Origin of the sequence: Brachymonas denitrificans (assembly GCF_907163135.1) — a bacterium.
GTDB lineage: Bacteria > Pseudomonadota > Gammaproteobacteria > Burkholderiales > Burkholderiaceae_C > Brachymonas > Brachymonas denitrificans_A.
In genome coordinates this window covers 2,448,670-2,462,428 of sequence record NZ_CAJQUA010000001.1, presented here as the reverse complement: position 1 = coordinate 2,462,428, position 13,759 = coordinate 2,448,670, and the positions used below count along the sequence as shown (strand labels likewise).

Genomic DNA, 13,759 nt, shown 5'->3' with positions numbered 1-13,759 from the left:
TCAGACTCCCTCGGGCGTGCGGCTGTGCCAGTCGGTGGCTTGCTGGAAACGGTGGGCGGCGTTGAGCAGACGGCTTTCCTGCAGGTAGTTGCCGATCAGCTGCAGGCCGACCGGCATGCCGCCATTGCCGAAACCGACCGGATGGCTCATGCCCGGCAGGCCGGCCAGCGAGGCCGGCAGGGTGAAGATGTCGGCCAGGTAATCGTCCAGCGGATCCTTGTCGGCGCCGATCTTCCAGGCCACGCTGGGCGCGGCCGGGCCGGCGATCAGGTCGCAGTGCGCGAAGGCCTGCTGGAATTCGTTGGCGATCAGGCGGCGGATCTGCTGCGCCTTCAGGTAGTAGGCGTCGTAGTAGCCGTGGCTCAGCACGTAGGTGCCGGTCAGGATGCGGCGCTTGACCTCGTCGCCGAAGCCCTCTTCACGCGTGTTCTCGTACATGCTAGCGAGGTCGGTGAAATCCCTGGCGCGATGGCCGAACTTGACGCCATCGAAACGGCTCAGGTTGCTGCTGGCCTCGGCCGGGGCGATGATGTAGTACACCGGAATGGAGACTGGCGCGGTGGGCAGGCTGATTTCGCAGATCTTGGCGCCAAGCTGCTCGTACTGCTTGAGCGCGACCTCGATGGCTGCGCGCACGTCGTCATCCAGGCCTTCGCCGAAGAATTCCTTCGGCACGCCGATGCGCAGGCCCTCGATGCTGTCGTTCAGCTTGAGGCTGAAGTCTTCTGCCGGCACATCGAGCGAGGTGGAGTCGCGGTCGGCATCCACGCCGCACATGGCGCTCAGCAGCAGCGCGCAGTCTTCGGCGGTCTGCGCCATCGGGCCGGCCTGGTCCAGGCTGGAGGCGTAGGCCACCATGCCGTAGCGGCTGGCGCGACCGTAGGTGGGCTTGATGCCGGTGATGCCGCAGAAGGCCGCGGGCTGGCGGATCGATCCGCCTGTATCGGTGCCGGTGGCGGCCGGGGCCAGGCGCGCGGCGATGGCGGCCGAACTTCCGCCGGAAGAGCCGCCCGGCACGCGCGCCACGTCCCAGGGGTTGTGCGCCTTGGCATAGGCCGAGTTCTCGTTGCCCGAGCCCATGGCAAATTCGTCGCAGTTGAGCTTGCCCAGCGTGACCATGCCGGCGCCATCGTCCTGGCCGCCCTGGTCGCGGTTGCCGAAGCCCAGGCGCGCCACCACGGTGGCATCGAACGGGCTGCGGTAGTTTTCGAGCATTTTGCTGCCGGCGGTGGTCGGCCAGTCGCGCGTGACGAAGATGTCCTTGTGCGCGATCGGCACGCCAGTAAGGGGCGTGGCCTGGCCGTTGGCGCGGCGCTCGTCGGCCAGCTTCGCCTGGGCCAGCGTGGCTTCGGCGTCAATGCTCAGATAGGCGCCCAGATCGGCGCGGGCCTGGCTGCGCGCCAGGAAATGCTGTGCCAGCTCGGTGGCGCTGGCCTGCTTGTCGGCCAGCAACCGGCTCAAGCCGGTCACGGTGTACGTGTGGAAGTCGCTCATGCTGTGTGCTTTGTGTGGAGGGCTCGACGCTCGGGGGGAGACTCGAACCCGTAAACCATTATTCGATGACCTTGGGCACCAGGAACAGGCCGTTTTCCACGGCCGGGGCGCTACGCTGGTTCAGCTCGCGCTGATTGGGCTCGCTGGCCACGTCCTCGCGCAGGCGCAGCGCCACTTCGCGCATGGCCTCGGTCGGGTGCGCCATGGGCTGCAGACCGGTGGTATCCACCTCCTGCATCGGGGCCACCACGGTGTCGAAGAACTGGTTCAGGTGATTGACCATGCCGGTGGTTTCATCCGGGGTCAGGGCCAGGCGCGAGAGCCTGGCGATGAAGGCGATATTTTCGGGAGTCAGCGGCATGCGATCCATCCATTTCGGGTCTGCCATCGGGCCTGGAACGGCCTGCCCGGCGGCGCATGTTGCAATGCAGCATCCACCCCGCGGCAAGCGCGACAAAATGTCGGAAACACCCTGTCGGCCCAAACGGTATTGCGGTATTATCCTAGGTTTCAGAGGGCGCGGTTCGAACTGCTGTCCTCGTTGTGCGTTGCTGTGCCGCTTGCGGGAGTGATGCGCGCCACCTCCCCCGAATTTTTCCACAAGCTGCGGCAGGCACCGCGACCTGCTCCTGCCGGGCTGGCAAAGGATTTCTACATGTTCGCTGGTTTCCGCCGGTATTTCTCCACCGACTTGGCCATTGACCTGGGCACCGCCAACACCCTCATCTGCACCCGCGACAAGGGTATCGTCCTCGATGAACCCTCCGTGGTCGCCATCCGCCACGAAGGCGGTCCCAACGGCCGCAAGGTGATCCAGGCCGTCGGCCGCGAGGCCAAGGCCATGCTGGGCAAGGTGCCCGGCAACATTGATGCCATCCGCCCGATGAAGGACGGCGTGATTGCCGATTTCGTCGTCACCGAGCAGATGATCAAGCAGTTCATCAAGATGGTGCATCCGCGCTCGCTGCTCAAGCCGAGCCCGCGCATCATCGTCTGCGTGCCCTGCGGCTCCACCCAGGTCGAAAAACGCGCCATCCGTGATGCGGCACTGGGCGCCGGCGCCAGCGACGTATTCCTGATCGAGGAACCCATGGCCGCCGCCATCGGGGCCGGCCTGCCGGTGAGCGAGGCCAGCGGTTCCATGGTGGTCGACATCGGCGGCGGCACCACCGAAGTCGGCGTGATCAGCCTGGGCGGCATGGTCTACAAGGGCAGCGTGCGCGTGGGCGGCGACAAGTTCGACGAGTCCATCATCAACTACATCCGCCGCAACTACGGCATGCTGATCGGCGAGCAGACCGCCGAGGCGATCAAGAAGGAAATCGGCTCCGCCTTCCCCGGCTCCGAGGTGAAGGAGATGGAAGTCAAGGGCCGCAACCTGAGCGAAGGCGTGCCGCGTTCGTTCACCATCAGCAGCAACGAGATCCTCGAGGCGCTGAACGACCCGCTGAACCAGATCGTCAGCGCCGTCAAGAACGCGCTGGAACAGACGCCGCCCGAGCTGGGTGCCGACATTGCCGACCGCGGCATGATGCTGACCGGCGGCGGCGCGCTGCTGCGCGACCTGGACCGCCTGCTGGCCGAGGAAACCGGCCTGCCGGTGCTGGTGGCCGAAGAGCCCCTGTCCTGCGTGGTGCGCGGCTGCGGCATCGCGCTGGAGCGCATGGACCGCCTGGGCAGCATCTTCACCAGCGAGTAAGGCCCGCCCGTGGCTGCCGCGCTGCACGCCCGCTGAATCATGCCGCTGGATACCTTCGAGCGCAGCACGCCCCGCCTGTTCAACCGCGGCCCCACGCCGCTGGTGCGGCTGCTGCTCGCCACGACGCTTGGCATTTTCCTGATGGTGGCCGACAGCCGGTTCGGCATCGGCAGCACCGCGCGTTCCGTCACGGCCACGGTGCTGGCGCCCTTGCAATGGCTGGGCGCGCAGCCGGTCAAGACCGTCAACCTGCTCGGCACCTACGTCACCACGGTGGAAACCGCCAAGCAGACCCAGGAGCAGGCCGCCACGCTGATGGCGCAGCAGGCCCTGAAGGCGCAACGTGCCGACCTGCTGATGCGCGAGAACCAGTCGCTGCGCGAACTGCTCAGCCTGGAGCAGGCGCTGCCGATCCAGGCCCGCGCGGCCGAGGTGGTCTACATCGCCCCCGATCCGTTCACCCGCCGCGTGGTGATCAACAAGGGCAGCAGCGCCGGCATCGTCGAGGGGGCGCCGGTCATCGATGCCTCCGGCCTGCTGGGCCAGGTGCTGCGCGTCTATCCGCTCTCCAGCGAAGTCACGCTGATCGACAACCCCGAGCATGCCACCCCCATCATCAACAGCCGCACCGGCGAGCGCGGCCTGGCCTATGGCGACAGCCAGTCGCCGCAGGCCAGCGCGCTGGAAGTGCGCTTCATGGCTAGCAATGCCGATTTCAGGGTCGGCGATGTGCTGACGACGAGCGGTCTGGGTGGTGTCTATCCGGCCGGCCTGCCGGTGGGCACGGTCTCGCTGGTGGATCGCCGCAGCAACACCTCGTTCACGCGCGTGCAGGCCACGCCGGCCGCCAAGCCGCTGGCCCTGGGCTATGTGCTGGTGCTGGAGCCGCAGGAACAGGTCAAGAGTGAAGCCGTGGCAGCTGCAGCCAGCGCGGCCAGAACGCCGCAACGCAAGGGCCCGGCGGGCAAGGAGCGTCCGGGCCAGGGAGCGAAACGATGATGCTGGAAAAAGGCCAACGCCTGCTGCTGCCGGTCAACCCCTGGTTCATCTGGGGCAGCCTGCTGGTGGCATTGCTGATCAACCTGATGCCGTTCGGGCGCACCCCCTGGGTGCCGGACGTGCTGCTGCTGACCGTGCTGTTCTGGTGCCTGCACCAGCCGGCCTTTCTGGGTGTGGGCATGGCCTTCGTGTTCGGACTGGTAATGGACGTGCACCACACCACCCTGCTGGGCATGCATGCCGTGGGCTATGCGCTGGCCGCCTACCTGATCACGCTGGCACAGCGCCGCATGCTGTGGTTTTCGCCCTGGCTGCAGACGCCCCAGATTTTCGGCATCGCGCTGCTCACGCACGGCCTGATCTGGGTGCTGCGCCTGATCAGCGGCGGACAGTTCCCGGGCTGGTCGCTGCTCGGGGCTCCGCTGCTCGAGACCGCACTGTGGCCGCTGCTGAGCCTGCTGCTGCTGGCGCCGCAGCGCCGCGCCCCCGACCGCGACCTGACGCGCCCGCTCTGAGGGAGCTGTTGCGCGCATGAACTACAGCCTTCCCGTCGCCAACGAGCTGCGCAATGCCGAATCGCAGCAGCAGCAGTTCACCTATCGCCTGATCGCGATGGGCCTGCTGGTGCTGGTCTGTTTCGGGCTGCTGGTATACCGCTGGAGCGTGCTGCAGATCGTGCGCCACGAGGACTACATCGCCCAGGCCGAGAGCAACCGCACGGCGCTGGTGCCGGTGGTACCCAGCCGTGGCGAGATCCGCGACCGCAACGGCATCGTGCTGGCCTCCAACTATTCGGCCTATACGCTGGAACTCACGCCGAGCAAGATCGAGGACCTGGAAGCCACCATTGCCGCACTCGGCGAACTGATTCCGATCAGCGACACCGACCGCCGCCGCTTCAACCGCCTGCGCGCCGACAGCCGCAGCTACGAGGCGATCCCGCTGCGCACCCGCCTGAGCGACGAGGAGATCGCGCGTTTCGCCGCCCAGCGCTACCGCTTCCCGGGGGTCGAGGTGAATGCCCGCCTGCTGCGCTACTACCCCTACGGCGAGCTGGGCAGCCACCTCATCGGCTACATCGGCCGCATCAACCAGCGCGAGAAGGAAGCGATCGAGGAAGGCGACGACGCCGACAACTACAAGGGCACCGACCATATCGGCAAGCTGGGGGTGGAGCAGGCCTACGAGAAGGAGCTGCACGGCATTTCCGGGCGGGAGCAGATGGAGACCACCGCGGGCGGCTTCATCGTGCGCCGGCTGGCGAGCAGCCCGGCCACGCCCGGGCAGAACGTGGTGCTGTCGATCGACATCAAGCTGCAGAAAATGGTGGAAGACCTGTTCGGCAAGCGGCGCGGCGCGCTGGTGGCCATCGATCCGCGCAATGGCGAGGTGCTGGCCTTCGTGAGCAAGCCCACGTTCGACCCCAACCTGTTCGTGGAAGGCATCGACCAGGAAAACTGGTCGGCACTGAACGACTCCATCGACAAGCCGCTGCTGAACCGCGCGTTGCGGGGCACCTATCCCCCCGGCTCCACCTACAAGCCTTTCATGGCGCTGGCTGCACTGGAAACCGGTGCGCGCACGGCCGGCACCACCATCCATGATCCGGGCTACTGGATGTTCGGCAACCACCGTTTCCGCAGCGGACATGCGCTGGGCTCGGTCAACCTGCACCGGAGCATCGTCAAGTCGAGCAACGTGTACTACTACTCGCTGGCGCACGAGATGGGCGTGCAGGCCATTCATGATTTCATGGCGCCGCTGGGTTTCGGCCAGATCACCGGCATCGACCTGAAGGGCGAGGTGCGCGGCATCCTGCCCAGCCCGGAGTGGAAGCGCAAGGCCTACAAGCGGCCCGCGCAGCAGAAGTGGCTGTCGGGCGAGACGATTTCGCTGGGCATCGGCCAGGGCTACAACAACTTCACCATGCTGCAGCTGGCGCATGCGCTGGCCACGCTGGTCAATGGCGGTACCAGCCAGCAACCGCACGTGGTGCGGGGCTTGCAGGAAGCCGGCTCGCAACAGCTGGTGGAGCCCGAGCGCGAGCCGGACCGCAAGCTGGGTTACAAGCCGGAACATATCACCATGATCAAGAACGGCATGGTGGGTGTGACGCTGGAGGGCACCGGCAGGGGCGTGTTTGCCGGGGCACCCTATCTGAGCGGCGGCAAGACCGGCACCGCCCAGGCCGTGACCATCGGCCAGAACCAGCGCTACAACGCGGCCGCCCTGTCCGAGCGCAAGCGCGACCATTCGCTGTACGTGGCCTTTGCGCCGGTGGATACGCCACGCATTGCGGTGGCGGTGATTGTGGAGAACGCCGGTTTTGGCGCCACCGCGGCCGCCCCCATCGTCCGTCGCGTGCTGGATTACTGGCTGCTGCAGCAGTACCCGAACGCAGGGGACATTGCGGCGACGCAAGTGGGGCGCAGCAGCCGCCCGATCGGGGTGCCACGCAATGCAGCGACCATGCCCTGGCCGCCGGAAGACGTGAAGCTGCTGGCGCCGACGCCCGATGGCACCGGCATGGCGGCGCTGCAGGGGGCGTCTGCGGTGGCGGCGGTGACTGCGGCGTCAGGCGCCGTGGCAGATGCAGTGGCTGCCGGTGTTGCCGGACCGGCCGGCATGGCTGCCTCCGGCGCTTCGGCCGCGCTGCCGGGGGCAGGCATCGCGACAGGAGCCGCAGCCGGCCAGCCCTCGGCTCCGCGCAGTGCAGGCGCACCGGCCCTGGCCAATGGCGCACGCACAGCGGCCAGCGCGCCGGGCTTCAGCCTGCCGCCCGCGGCGCTGGCGCTGCAGCGCCTGTTCCCGGCCTCGGCCCCGCTGTCGGGCGCCTCGGTGCCGGCCCCGGCGGCCAGCAGCCCGCCGCCGGCGCAGCGGCGCAATCAGCCGACCAGATAGCCCCCGTCCACGTTCAGCGCCACGCCAGTGGTGTAGCTGGCAGCGGGAGATACCAGATAAAGCACGGCCCCGGCCATCTCCTCCGGCTCGGCGCCTCGGCGCATCGGCGTGTGGCCCATGAACTGGTCGCGCATGGCCGGCGTCTCGAACAGGGCTGCGGCGAACTTCGTCCTGGTGGCGCCGGGCAGCAATGCGTTCACCCGGATGCCGTCCTGCGCGCACTCCTTGGCAAAGGCCTGGGTCATGGAGATCACGGCGGCCTTGGTGATGGAGTAAATGCCCTGCAGGTCGCCCGGAATCACGCCGTTCACCGAAGCCACGTTGACGATGGCACCGCCGCCCTTCGGCTTCATCAGCCGGACCGCGGCCGCAGACATCATGAAGTAGCCACGGATGTTGACGTCGATGGTCTTCTGCATGGCGTCCACCGGCGTATCGGCGATGGGGCCGAAGTAGGGGTTGGTGGCGGCGTTGTTGACCAGAATATCGAGCCGGCCGAACTGGCGCTCGATGGCCTCGAACAGGCCGGCAATCTGGTCCGGCTCGCCAATATGGCAGGGCAGCGCGGTGGCCTGGCCGCCGGCGGCCCGGATCTTGTCGGCCACCTCCTCGCAGGCAGGCAGCTTGCGGCTGGACACGATCACGTGCGCGCCCTGTTCGGCCAGCAGCAGGGCAATCGCCTCGCCGATGCCGCGGCTGGCGCCGGTGACGAGGGCGATCTTGCCCTGCAGGTTGAAGAGGGTCTGGTTCATTGGGAGGTCTCCTTGGAAGCAGGTTGTTATGAGGGGTGGCTGACTCGCTCAACGCCAGGTCAGCATATCCGGCACGCCCTCCAGATGGGCGAATCCATTCAGGCACTGCACGCTGGCGCGTTCCGGTGCATGGGCGGGCCAGAGAATGCGCGTGATGCTGGCATTGGCCAGCGTCCAGCTCAGGCCCAGCGTCCGTGCATTGTCCATGCCCAGCAGATGCTGGCAGATGGCGGCCACCGGCCCGCCCGAGCTGAAGGCCCACACATTCGCGCAGCCGCTGCTGTCGCGCAGCATCTGCTGCAGCGCCTGCACGCTGCGCGCCTGGAACCGGGGCCAGCTTTCGCGGTAACGCGCGTCGTCCGGCGCGGCGGCGAGCCAGGCGCGCATGGCGGCCTCGAAAATCTGCTGGAAGGCGCGGCGCGGATGTTCCTGCGCGCGCAGCCAGCAGCGCAAGGCGGCCATGTCGGCGAACTCGGGGTTCCAGGCCGCGATGATGTTCTGGTGGTCGAGCTCATCCAGCTCGGGGAGGATGGCAACCGGCAGATCCAGCCCCGCCGCCTGCAGCGCGGCGCGCGCGCTGTCCTGCTGGCGGCACAGGGTACCGGCATAGGCGCGCTGCGGCATCAGGCCGCGTTGCGCCAGCCAGGCGCCGGTCAGCGCCGCCTGCTCCTTGCCGATCGGGCTGAGCTCGTCATAGTCCTCGCCGGAGAAGTTCGCCTGCCCGTGGCGGATCAGGTGCAGTGTCGCCATCAGGCAGCCTGACGCATCAGCTTGCGGCAGCGCTGCAGCAGGTAGGCGGCCACCTGGCCGAACTGCGCAAACTTCGGGTTCTGCGTATGCCCTGCGCGGTAGCGGTGCCAGATCTGCTGCACGATCACGGCGAGGCGGAACACGCCGAACACCTCGTAGAAGGCAAAGTTCGACACGTCCAGCCCCATGCGCTCGCCGTAATGACGCACCACCTCGGCGCGCGTGAGCATGCCGGGCAGGTGCGTGGGCTGCTGGCGCATGGAGAGGAACACGGGATCGTCATCGGCCTGCACCCAGTAGGCCAGCGCATTGCCCAGATCCATCAGCGGATCGCCGAGCGTGGCCATTTCCCAGTCCAGCACGCCGACGATGCGTTCGGGCTGCTGCGCATCGAGTACCAGGTTGTCGAAACGCCAGTCGTTGTGGATCAGCGTGGTGGCGGCGTCCTGCGCCGGGGCGTGCTGCTGCAGCCACTGGATCACGTCCTCGCAGCCGGGCACGTCGTCGGTCTGCGCGGCGGCAAAGCGCTGGCTCCAGCCGGCGAGTTGGCGCGCCACGTAGCCGGCGCCCTTGCCGAGCTGGCCGAGGCCGGCGGCCTGCCAGTCCACCTGGTGCAGGTCGACCAGCCGGTCGAGCATGGCATGGCACAGGGCGGTGGCCGCCTCCGGCGACAGCGTCATGCCGGCGGGCGGATCGCGCCGCAGGATGATGCCCTCCAGCCGCTCCATCACGTAGAAGGGACAACCCAGCACCGATTCATCCTCGCAGATGGCGACGATGCGTGGCACATGCGGATAGACCGGGCGCAGCGCCTGCATCACGCGCGCCTCGCGCACCATGTCGTGTGCTGTGCCGGCACGCTGGCCGAAGGGCGGACGGCGCAGGATCAGGTCGCGGTCGGCGAATTGCAGCAGATAGGTCAGGTTGGACGCTCCGCCGGCAAACTGGGTGATCGCGGGTTCGCCGGGCACGTCCACGCCCTGCTGGCGCAGGAAAGCGGCCACGCGGGCGGCATCGAGTTCCTCGCCGGGGCGCACCTTGCCGGCGCGGTCGGTGAGAACGGGGGTGGCTTCAGCCATGGGTTGTCTCCTGGGTTGTTTCTATTCCGGTGGGCCGGCCGATTTACAGCACCAATGGCCGCGTGAAAGGCTCACTGCTTGCCATAGATCCCTTCCAGCCGCTTCATCTGGCGCTTCACCTCCAGCTTGGCGACCAGCATGCGGTGCACCTCGTCCGGGCCGTCTGCCAGGCGCAGCGCACGGGCATAGCCGAACAGCTCGGCCAGGATGAAATCCTCGCTCAGTCCTCCGCCGCCGTGGATCTGGATGGCGGCATCAACCACCTGCTGGCAAACCGCGGGCGCCACCACCTTGATCATGGAAATCTCGCTCATGGCGCCCTTGGCGCCGACCGTGTCCATCATCCAGGCCGCCTTGAGCGTGAGCAGGCGAGCCTGCTCGATCGCCATGCGGGCGTTGGCGATCACGTCCCCGTTACCGCCGAGCAGCGCCAGCGGCTTGCCGAAGGCAGTGCGGCTCATGGCACGCTGCACCAGCAGTTCCAGCGCACGCTCGGAAGCGCCGATGGCACGCATGCAGTGGTGGATGCGGCCGGGGCCAAGCCGCCCCTGGGCAATCTCGAAGCCGCGGCCCAGTCCGAGGATCACGTTTTCTTTCGGCACGCGCACATCGGTGAAGCTGACTTCGCCGTGGCCGAAGGGTTCGTCCAGCTTGCCGAACACGGTCAGCATGCGTTCGATCTTCACGCCGGGCGCGTCGATCGGCACCAGCACCATGCTGTGGCGGGCGTGCTTGGGCGCATCAGGCAGACTCAGGCCCATGAACACCAGCACCTTGCAGTCCGGATGGCCGATGCCGGTGCTCCACCACTTGCGGCCGTTCAGCACCACCTCGTCGCCGTCCTCGATGGCCGTGGCCTGCATGTTGGTGGCATCGCTGCTGGCCACGCCGGGCTCGGTCATGCAGAAGGCCGAGCGGATGCTGCCGTCCAGCAGCGGCTTGAGCCAGCGCTCCTGCTGCTGCGCGCTGCCGTATTTCACCAGCACTTCCATGTTGCCGGTGTCGGGCGCGTTGCAATTGAAGATCTCGGGCGCGATCAGCGAGCGGCCCATCACTTCGGCCAGCGGCGCATATTCGGCATTGCTCAGGCCGGCGCCCCACTCCTCTTCGGGAAGGAACAGGTTCCACAGGCCGGCGGCCCGCGCCTTGGCCTTGAGTTCCTCCATCACCGGGGGCACGTTCCAGGGCAGCTCGCCGCGCTTGAGCTGTGCGTAATAGGTCGCCTCGGCGGGATAGACGTGCTCGTCCATAAACTCCGTCAGGCGCTGCAGATAGTCGCTTCCGCGGGGGGTATTGCCGAATTGCATGGGGTCTCCTTGGCGCAAGGGGCTGCGCCTGTGCATCGTGCCAGTGTAGGAAGGCTTGATACATAGATCAAATGCATTGTTTTGATGGCAAACTATTCATACCATGCATCTTGATCGCCTCGACCTCAACCTGTTTCTGGTGTTTCGCACCATCTACAGCGAAGGCAACCTCACCCGCGCCGCCCGGCGCCTGCATCTGTCGCAACCCGCGCTCAGCCACGCGCTGGGCCGGCTGCGCGAGCGGCTGGGGGATGCGCTGTTCGTGCGCCAGGGGCACACCATGGTGCCCACGCCCTTGGCACGCAGCCTGATCGGGCCGGTACAGCAGGCGCTGCACCTGCTGGAACAGGGGCTGCAGCAAGGCAGCCAGTTCGAGCCGGCCAGCGCCGAGCGCAGCTTCCGGCTGGCCTTGCGTTCCGTGCTGGAATCGACCGTGCTGCCGGGGCTGATGCAGCAGCTTGCCACACTGGCGCCGCAGGTCAGCCTGCAGGTGGTGGCTCCGGCACGGCAGGAGCTTGCAGCGGAGCTGGCCGCCGGACGCATCGATCTGGCGCTGGACGTGGATCTGCCCCTGCCGGACGGCATCCTGCGCCAGCGCGTGGGCGAGGATACCCTGGTGGTGGTGGCGGCTCGGGGCCGGCTGCACACAGCGCCCGCGCTGCAGCAATACCTGCAGGCGCAGCATGTGGCAGTTTCCTCGCGCCAGAGCGGGCCCACGGTGGAAGACATGGCGCTGCATCGCCGCAATCTGCAGCGCCCGATTGCGCTGCGCTGCCAGCACTACTTTGCCGCCTGCGAAGTGGTGGCGGCAGGCACGCTGTGGCTGACCATGCCGCACAGCTACGCACAGGTGGTGGCGCGCACGCTGGCGCTCGACATCCAGCCGCTGCCGCTGGACCTGCCACCGCTGGCGCTGTATCTGTACTGGCACCGGCATCTGGATGAGGATCCAGCCAATCGCTGGCTGCGCGAACTGGTGCTGGCGCAGTGGTGGCACCATGTGGATGGTGCAGGCTGAGCGCTGCGCGAGAGGTTTGGCCCCAGTCCTACACGCCGCGACGCCCTGCACCGGCCGGTCCGCGCCCGTCAGCCGCCTACAGTGAATGCATTGCGCCCCGTTTCGGCGGCGCCCCTTACCACTGCTCCATCAACATGCTGATTCAGACCGGATTCGACATCATCCTGACCGTAGCCGCGCCCACCCAGGTCCTCTCGCTGCTGCAAATCCACCCCTCCCGCGCCCACGACATCCAGTCCCGCACCGAACATTTTTCGGTCGAACCCGCTCTTGACGTGTCGCATTACCTGGACTGCTTCGGCAACCGCTGCAGCCGCATCACCGTTCCAGCCGGCCTTGAAGAAATCCGCCTGCACGGCGCGGCGCTGGTGCACGACAGCGGCCAGCCCGATCCACAGCACCCGCAGGCCCGCCAGCTGGAGCTGCAAGAATTGCCGCATGAGGTCCTGCAGTTCCTCTTGCCCAGCCGCTATTGCGATTTCGAGGGCAGCCTGATGCAGTTCGCCTGGGACCAGTTCGGCGCAGCGCCCAGCGGCTGGGCGCGCGTGCAGGCCATTTGCGATTACGTGCACCATCACCTGACGTTCAACTACCAGGCAGCCTGTGCCACGCGCACCGCATCGCAGGGCTGGCAGGAAGGCACGGGCGTCTGTCGCGACTTTGCGCACATGGCCGTGGCGCTGTGCCGCTGCATGAACATCCCGGCACGCTATGCGACGGGCTATCTGGGCGATATCGGCGTGCCCGCTGCACCCTATCCGATGGACTTCAGCGCCTGGTTCGAGGTGTATCTGGAAGGCGGCTGGCATACCTTCGATGCCCGCCACAACACGCCCCGCATCGGGCGCATCGTGCTCGGCTATGGCCGCGATGCGGCAGACGTGCCGATCACCATGGGCTTCGGGCCAAGTGAACTGAAGCGCTTTGAGGTGGTAACCGAGGAAGTGCGAGAGAACGCCACGACGATTAGCTGAATCCCCTTTCTGCAAACAAGCACTCGCCAACGCCAGCCGACCGCAATTTGGCCGCGCTGGCTGGCAACTGCGCTCGAAAGTTCCGGAACCCTGCAAAACGGCATCAGGGCATGGCATATACCTCCAGCCCCAACCGTACCACCGCAGCCACCTGCTCGCCGACCGACTCGTCAAACTCGCTTTCGGCACGCGCCACCGCCCGCTCGAAACCGTGCAGCCAGCCCAGTCCCGCCTCCGTGAACAGGATGCGCCGTGCCCGCCCGTCCAAGGGGTCGGCCTCGCGCCGCACGATGCCCCACGCCTCGCACTGGTCCACCAGCGCCGCCATCGCCTGCTTGCGCATGCCGGCCGCTTCGGCCAGTTCGGTCAGGCGGCTGCCCTGCAGCGCCAGATGGCGCGTGATGTGGATGTGCGCAGCACTCACCTGCTGGCGCGCCGCCAGATTGGACAGCGCAAGCGGCACTTCCGGATCATGTGCCATCAGTTCCAGCACGCGCTCGTCGAAGCGGCGCATCGCCTCTCCCAGCAGCCGCCCCAGATGCGCGCCGCGCCAGTCGTCCCGTGCTGTTGCCATCGTTGCTCCTCGTGATTGTGCCGGCCGATCCGTCTGTGCGCCCTTCGCTGCGTGTGCAGCGACCGGCTGGGCGGGCACCGTCAGAACACGGCAGTCGGCACCCTTCCAATTTTAGTCATGCAGACTGACCAAATATCCTGTGAGTTTCAATTTACTCTGCCCTATACTCCTGCTCAAGCATACAGGCTGTATGCACAACCATTAAATCACAA

At 67.1% G+C, this 13,759-nt stretch carries 13 protein-coding genes; 6 read left to right on the top strand and 7 right to left on the bottom strand.

Annotated features, from left to right (window positions below; translation table 11 throughout):
• Positions 1–1,494 (bottom strand): Asp-tRNA(Asn)/Glu-tRNA(Gln) amidotransferase subunit GatA, encoded by a 1,494-nt coding sequence (gatA, locus tag KKQ75_RS11580; RefSeq protein WP_213362340.1) that lies wholly within the window; start codon positions 1,492–1,494, stop codon positions 1–3.
• A gap of 58 nt (positions 1,495–1,552) precedes the next feature.
• Positions 1,553–1,855 carry an Asp-tRNA(Asn)/Glu-tRNA(Gln) amidotransferase subunit GatC gene (gatC, locus tag KKQ75_RS11575; protein ID WP_213362339.1) on the bottom strand — a complete coding sequence of 101 codons (303 nt, stop codon included), beginning with the start codon at positions 1,853–1,855 and terminating at the stop codon, positions 1,553–1,555.
• Between the two features lie 294 nt (positions 1,856–2,149).
• Here gatC and KKQ75_RS11570 point away from each other — a divergent pair, with 294 nt between their 5' ends.
• The 4 genes from KKQ75_RS11570 to mrdA are packed head-to-tail and all read left to right on the top strand — an operon-like array spanning position 2,150 to position 7,093.
• Entirely contained in the window at positions 2,150–3,193 is a 1,044-nt protein-coding gene (locus KKQ75_RS11570; protein ID WP_213362338.1) for a rod shape-determining protein, read from the top strand.
• A 39-nt stretch (positions 3,194–3,232) separates the two neighbouring features.
• A complete protein-coding gene (gene mreC / locus KKQ75_RS11565; protein WP_213362337.1) occupies positions 3,233–4,192 on the top strand; it encodes a rod shape-determining protein MreC in 960 nt (319 codons plus the stop codon).
• On the top strand, positions 4,189–4,707 hold the full coding sequence (mreD, locus tag KKQ75_RS11560) for a rod shape-determining protein MreD (RefSeq protein WP_213362335.1): 519 nt from the start codon (positions 4,189–4,191) through the stop codon (positions 4,705–4,707). Before mreC ends, mreD begins: the two co-directional genes overlap by 4 nt.
• Before the next feature lie 16 nt (positions 4,708–4,723).
• Positions 4,724–7,093 carry a penicillin-binding protein 2 gene (mrdA, locus tag KKQ75_RS11555; protein ID WP_213362334.1) on the top strand — a complete coding sequence of 790 codons (2,370 nt, stop codon included), beginning with the start codon at positions 4,724–4,726 and terminating at the stop codon, positions 7,091–7,093.
• Here mrdA and KKQ75_RS11550 read toward each other — a convergent pair.
• The 4 genes from KKQ75_RS11550 to KKQ75_RS11535 all read right to left on the bottom strand — a co-directional run bounded on the left by KKQ75_RS11550 (position 7,078) and on the right by KKQ75_RS11535 (position 10,981).
• Positions 7,078–7,845 carry an SDR family oxidoreductase gene (locus KKQ75_RS11550; RefSeq protein ID WP_213362333.1) on the bottom strand — a complete coding sequence of 256 codons (768 nt, stop codon included), beginning with the start codon at positions 7,843–7,845 and terminating at the stop codon, positions 7,078–7,080. The two genes, mrdA and KKQ75_RS11550, sit on opposite strands and share 16 nt — an antisense overlap.
• A 48-nt stretch (positions 7,846–7,893) precedes the next feature.
• Entirely contained in the window at positions 7,894–8,595 is a 702-nt protein-coding gene (locus KKQ75_RS11545) for a histidine phosphatase family protein (RefSeq protein WP_213362332.1), read from the bottom strand.
• On the bottom strand, positions 8,595–9,674 hold the full coding sequence (locus KKQ75_RS11540; protein ID WP_213362331.1) for a phosphotransferase family protein: 1,080 nt from the start codon (positions 9,672–9,674) through the stop codon (positions 8,595–8,597). Before KKQ75_RS11540 ends, KKQ75_RS11545 begins: the two co-directional genes overlap by 1 nt.
• A gap of 71 nt (positions 9,675–9,745) precedes the next feature.
• Positions 9,746–10,981 (bottom strand): acyl-CoA dehydrogenase family protein, encoded by a 1,236-nt coding sequence (locus tag KKQ75_RS11535; RefSeq protein ID WP_213362330.1) that lies wholly within the window; start codon positions 10,979–10,981, stop codon positions 9,746–9,748.
• A 103-nt stretch (positions 10,982–11,084) separates the two neighbouring features.
• Between KKQ75_RS11535 and KKQ75_RS11530 the strand changes: the two genes are divergently transcribed.
• Complete coding sequence (locus tag KKQ75_RS11530) at positions 11,085–11,999, top strand: LysR family transcriptional regulator (RefSeq protein ID WP_213362329.1); 915 nt, start codon at positions 11,085–11,087, stop codon at positions 11,997–11,999.
• Between the two features lie 134 nt (positions 12,000–12,133).
• Positions 12,134–12,973 carry a transglutaminase-like domain-containing protein gene (locus KKQ75_RS11525; RefSeq protein ID WP_213362327.1) on the top strand — a complete coding sequence of 280 codons (840 nt, stop codon included), beginning with the start codon at positions 12,134–12,136 and terminating at the stop codon, positions 12,971–12,973.
• A gap of 103 nt (positions 12,974–13,076) precedes the next feature.
• Here the strand turns inward: KKQ75_RS11525 and KKQ75_RS11520 are convergent, their stop codons facing one another.
• Positions 13,077–13,547: a MarR family winged helix-turn-helix transcriptional regulator gene (locus KKQ75_RS11520; RefSeq protein WP_213362326.1), complete on the bottom strand. Its 471-nt coding sequence runs from the start codon at positions 13,545–13,547 to the stop codon at positions 13,077–13,079.
• Between the last annotated feature and the right edge of the window lie 212 nt (positions 13,548–13,759).

Excerpts from the sequence above, each read along its gene's own strand:
- gatA (WP_213362340.1), bottom strand. The coding sequence starts at position 1,494 with ATGAGCGACTTCCACACGTACACCGTGACCGGCTTGAGCCGGTTGCTG.
- gatC (WP_213362339.1), bottom strand. The coding sequence starts at position 1,855 with ATGCCGCTGACTCCCGAAAATATCGCCTTCATCGCCAGGCTCTCGCGC.
- KKQ75_RS11570 (WP_213362338.1), top strand. The coding sequence starts at position 2,150 with ATGTTCGCTGGTTTCCGCCGGTATTTCTCCACCGACTTGGCCATTGAC.
- mreC (WP_213362337.1), top strand. The coding sequence starts at position 3,233 with ATGCCGCTGGATACCTTCGAGCGCAGCACGCCCCGCCTGTTCAACCGC.
- mreD (WP_213362335.1), top strand. The coding sequence starts at position 4,189 with ATGATGCTGGAAAAAGGCCAACGCCTGCTGCTGCCGGTCAACCCCTGG.
- mrdA (WP_213362334.1), top strand. The coding sequence starts at position 4,724 with ATGAACTACAGCCTTCCCGTCGCCAACGAGCTGCGCAATGCCGAATCG.
- KKQ75_RS11550 (WP_213362333.1), bottom strand. The coding sequence starts at position 7,845 with ATGAACCAGACCCTCTTCAACCTGCAGGGCAAGATCGCCCTCGTCACC.
- KKQ75_RS11545 (WP_213362332.1), bottom strand. The coding sequence starts at position 8,595 with ATGGCGACACTGCACCTGATCCGCCACGGGCAGGCGAACTTCTCCGGC.
- KKQ75_RS11540 (WP_213362331.1), bottom strand. The coding sequence starts at position 9,674 with ATGGCTGAAGCCACCCCCGTTCTCACCGACCGCGCCGGCAAGGTGCGC.
- KKQ75_RS11535 (WP_213362330.1), bottom strand. The coding sequence starts at position 10,981 with ATGCAATTCGGCAATACCCCCCGCGGAAGCGACTATCTGCAGCGCCTG.
- KKQ75_RS11530 (WP_213362329.1), top strand. The coding sequence starts at position 11,085 with ATGCATCTTGATCGCCTCGACCTCAACCTGTTTCTGGTGTTTCGCACC.
- KKQ75_RS11525 (WP_213362327.1), top strand. The coding sequence starts at position 12,134 with ATGCTGATTCAGACCGGATTCGACATCATCCTGACCGTAGCCGCGCCC.
- KKQ75_RS11520 (WP_213362326.1), bottom strand. The coding sequence starts at position 13,547 with ATGGCAACAGCACGGGACGACTGGCGCGGCGCGCATCTGGGGCGGCTG.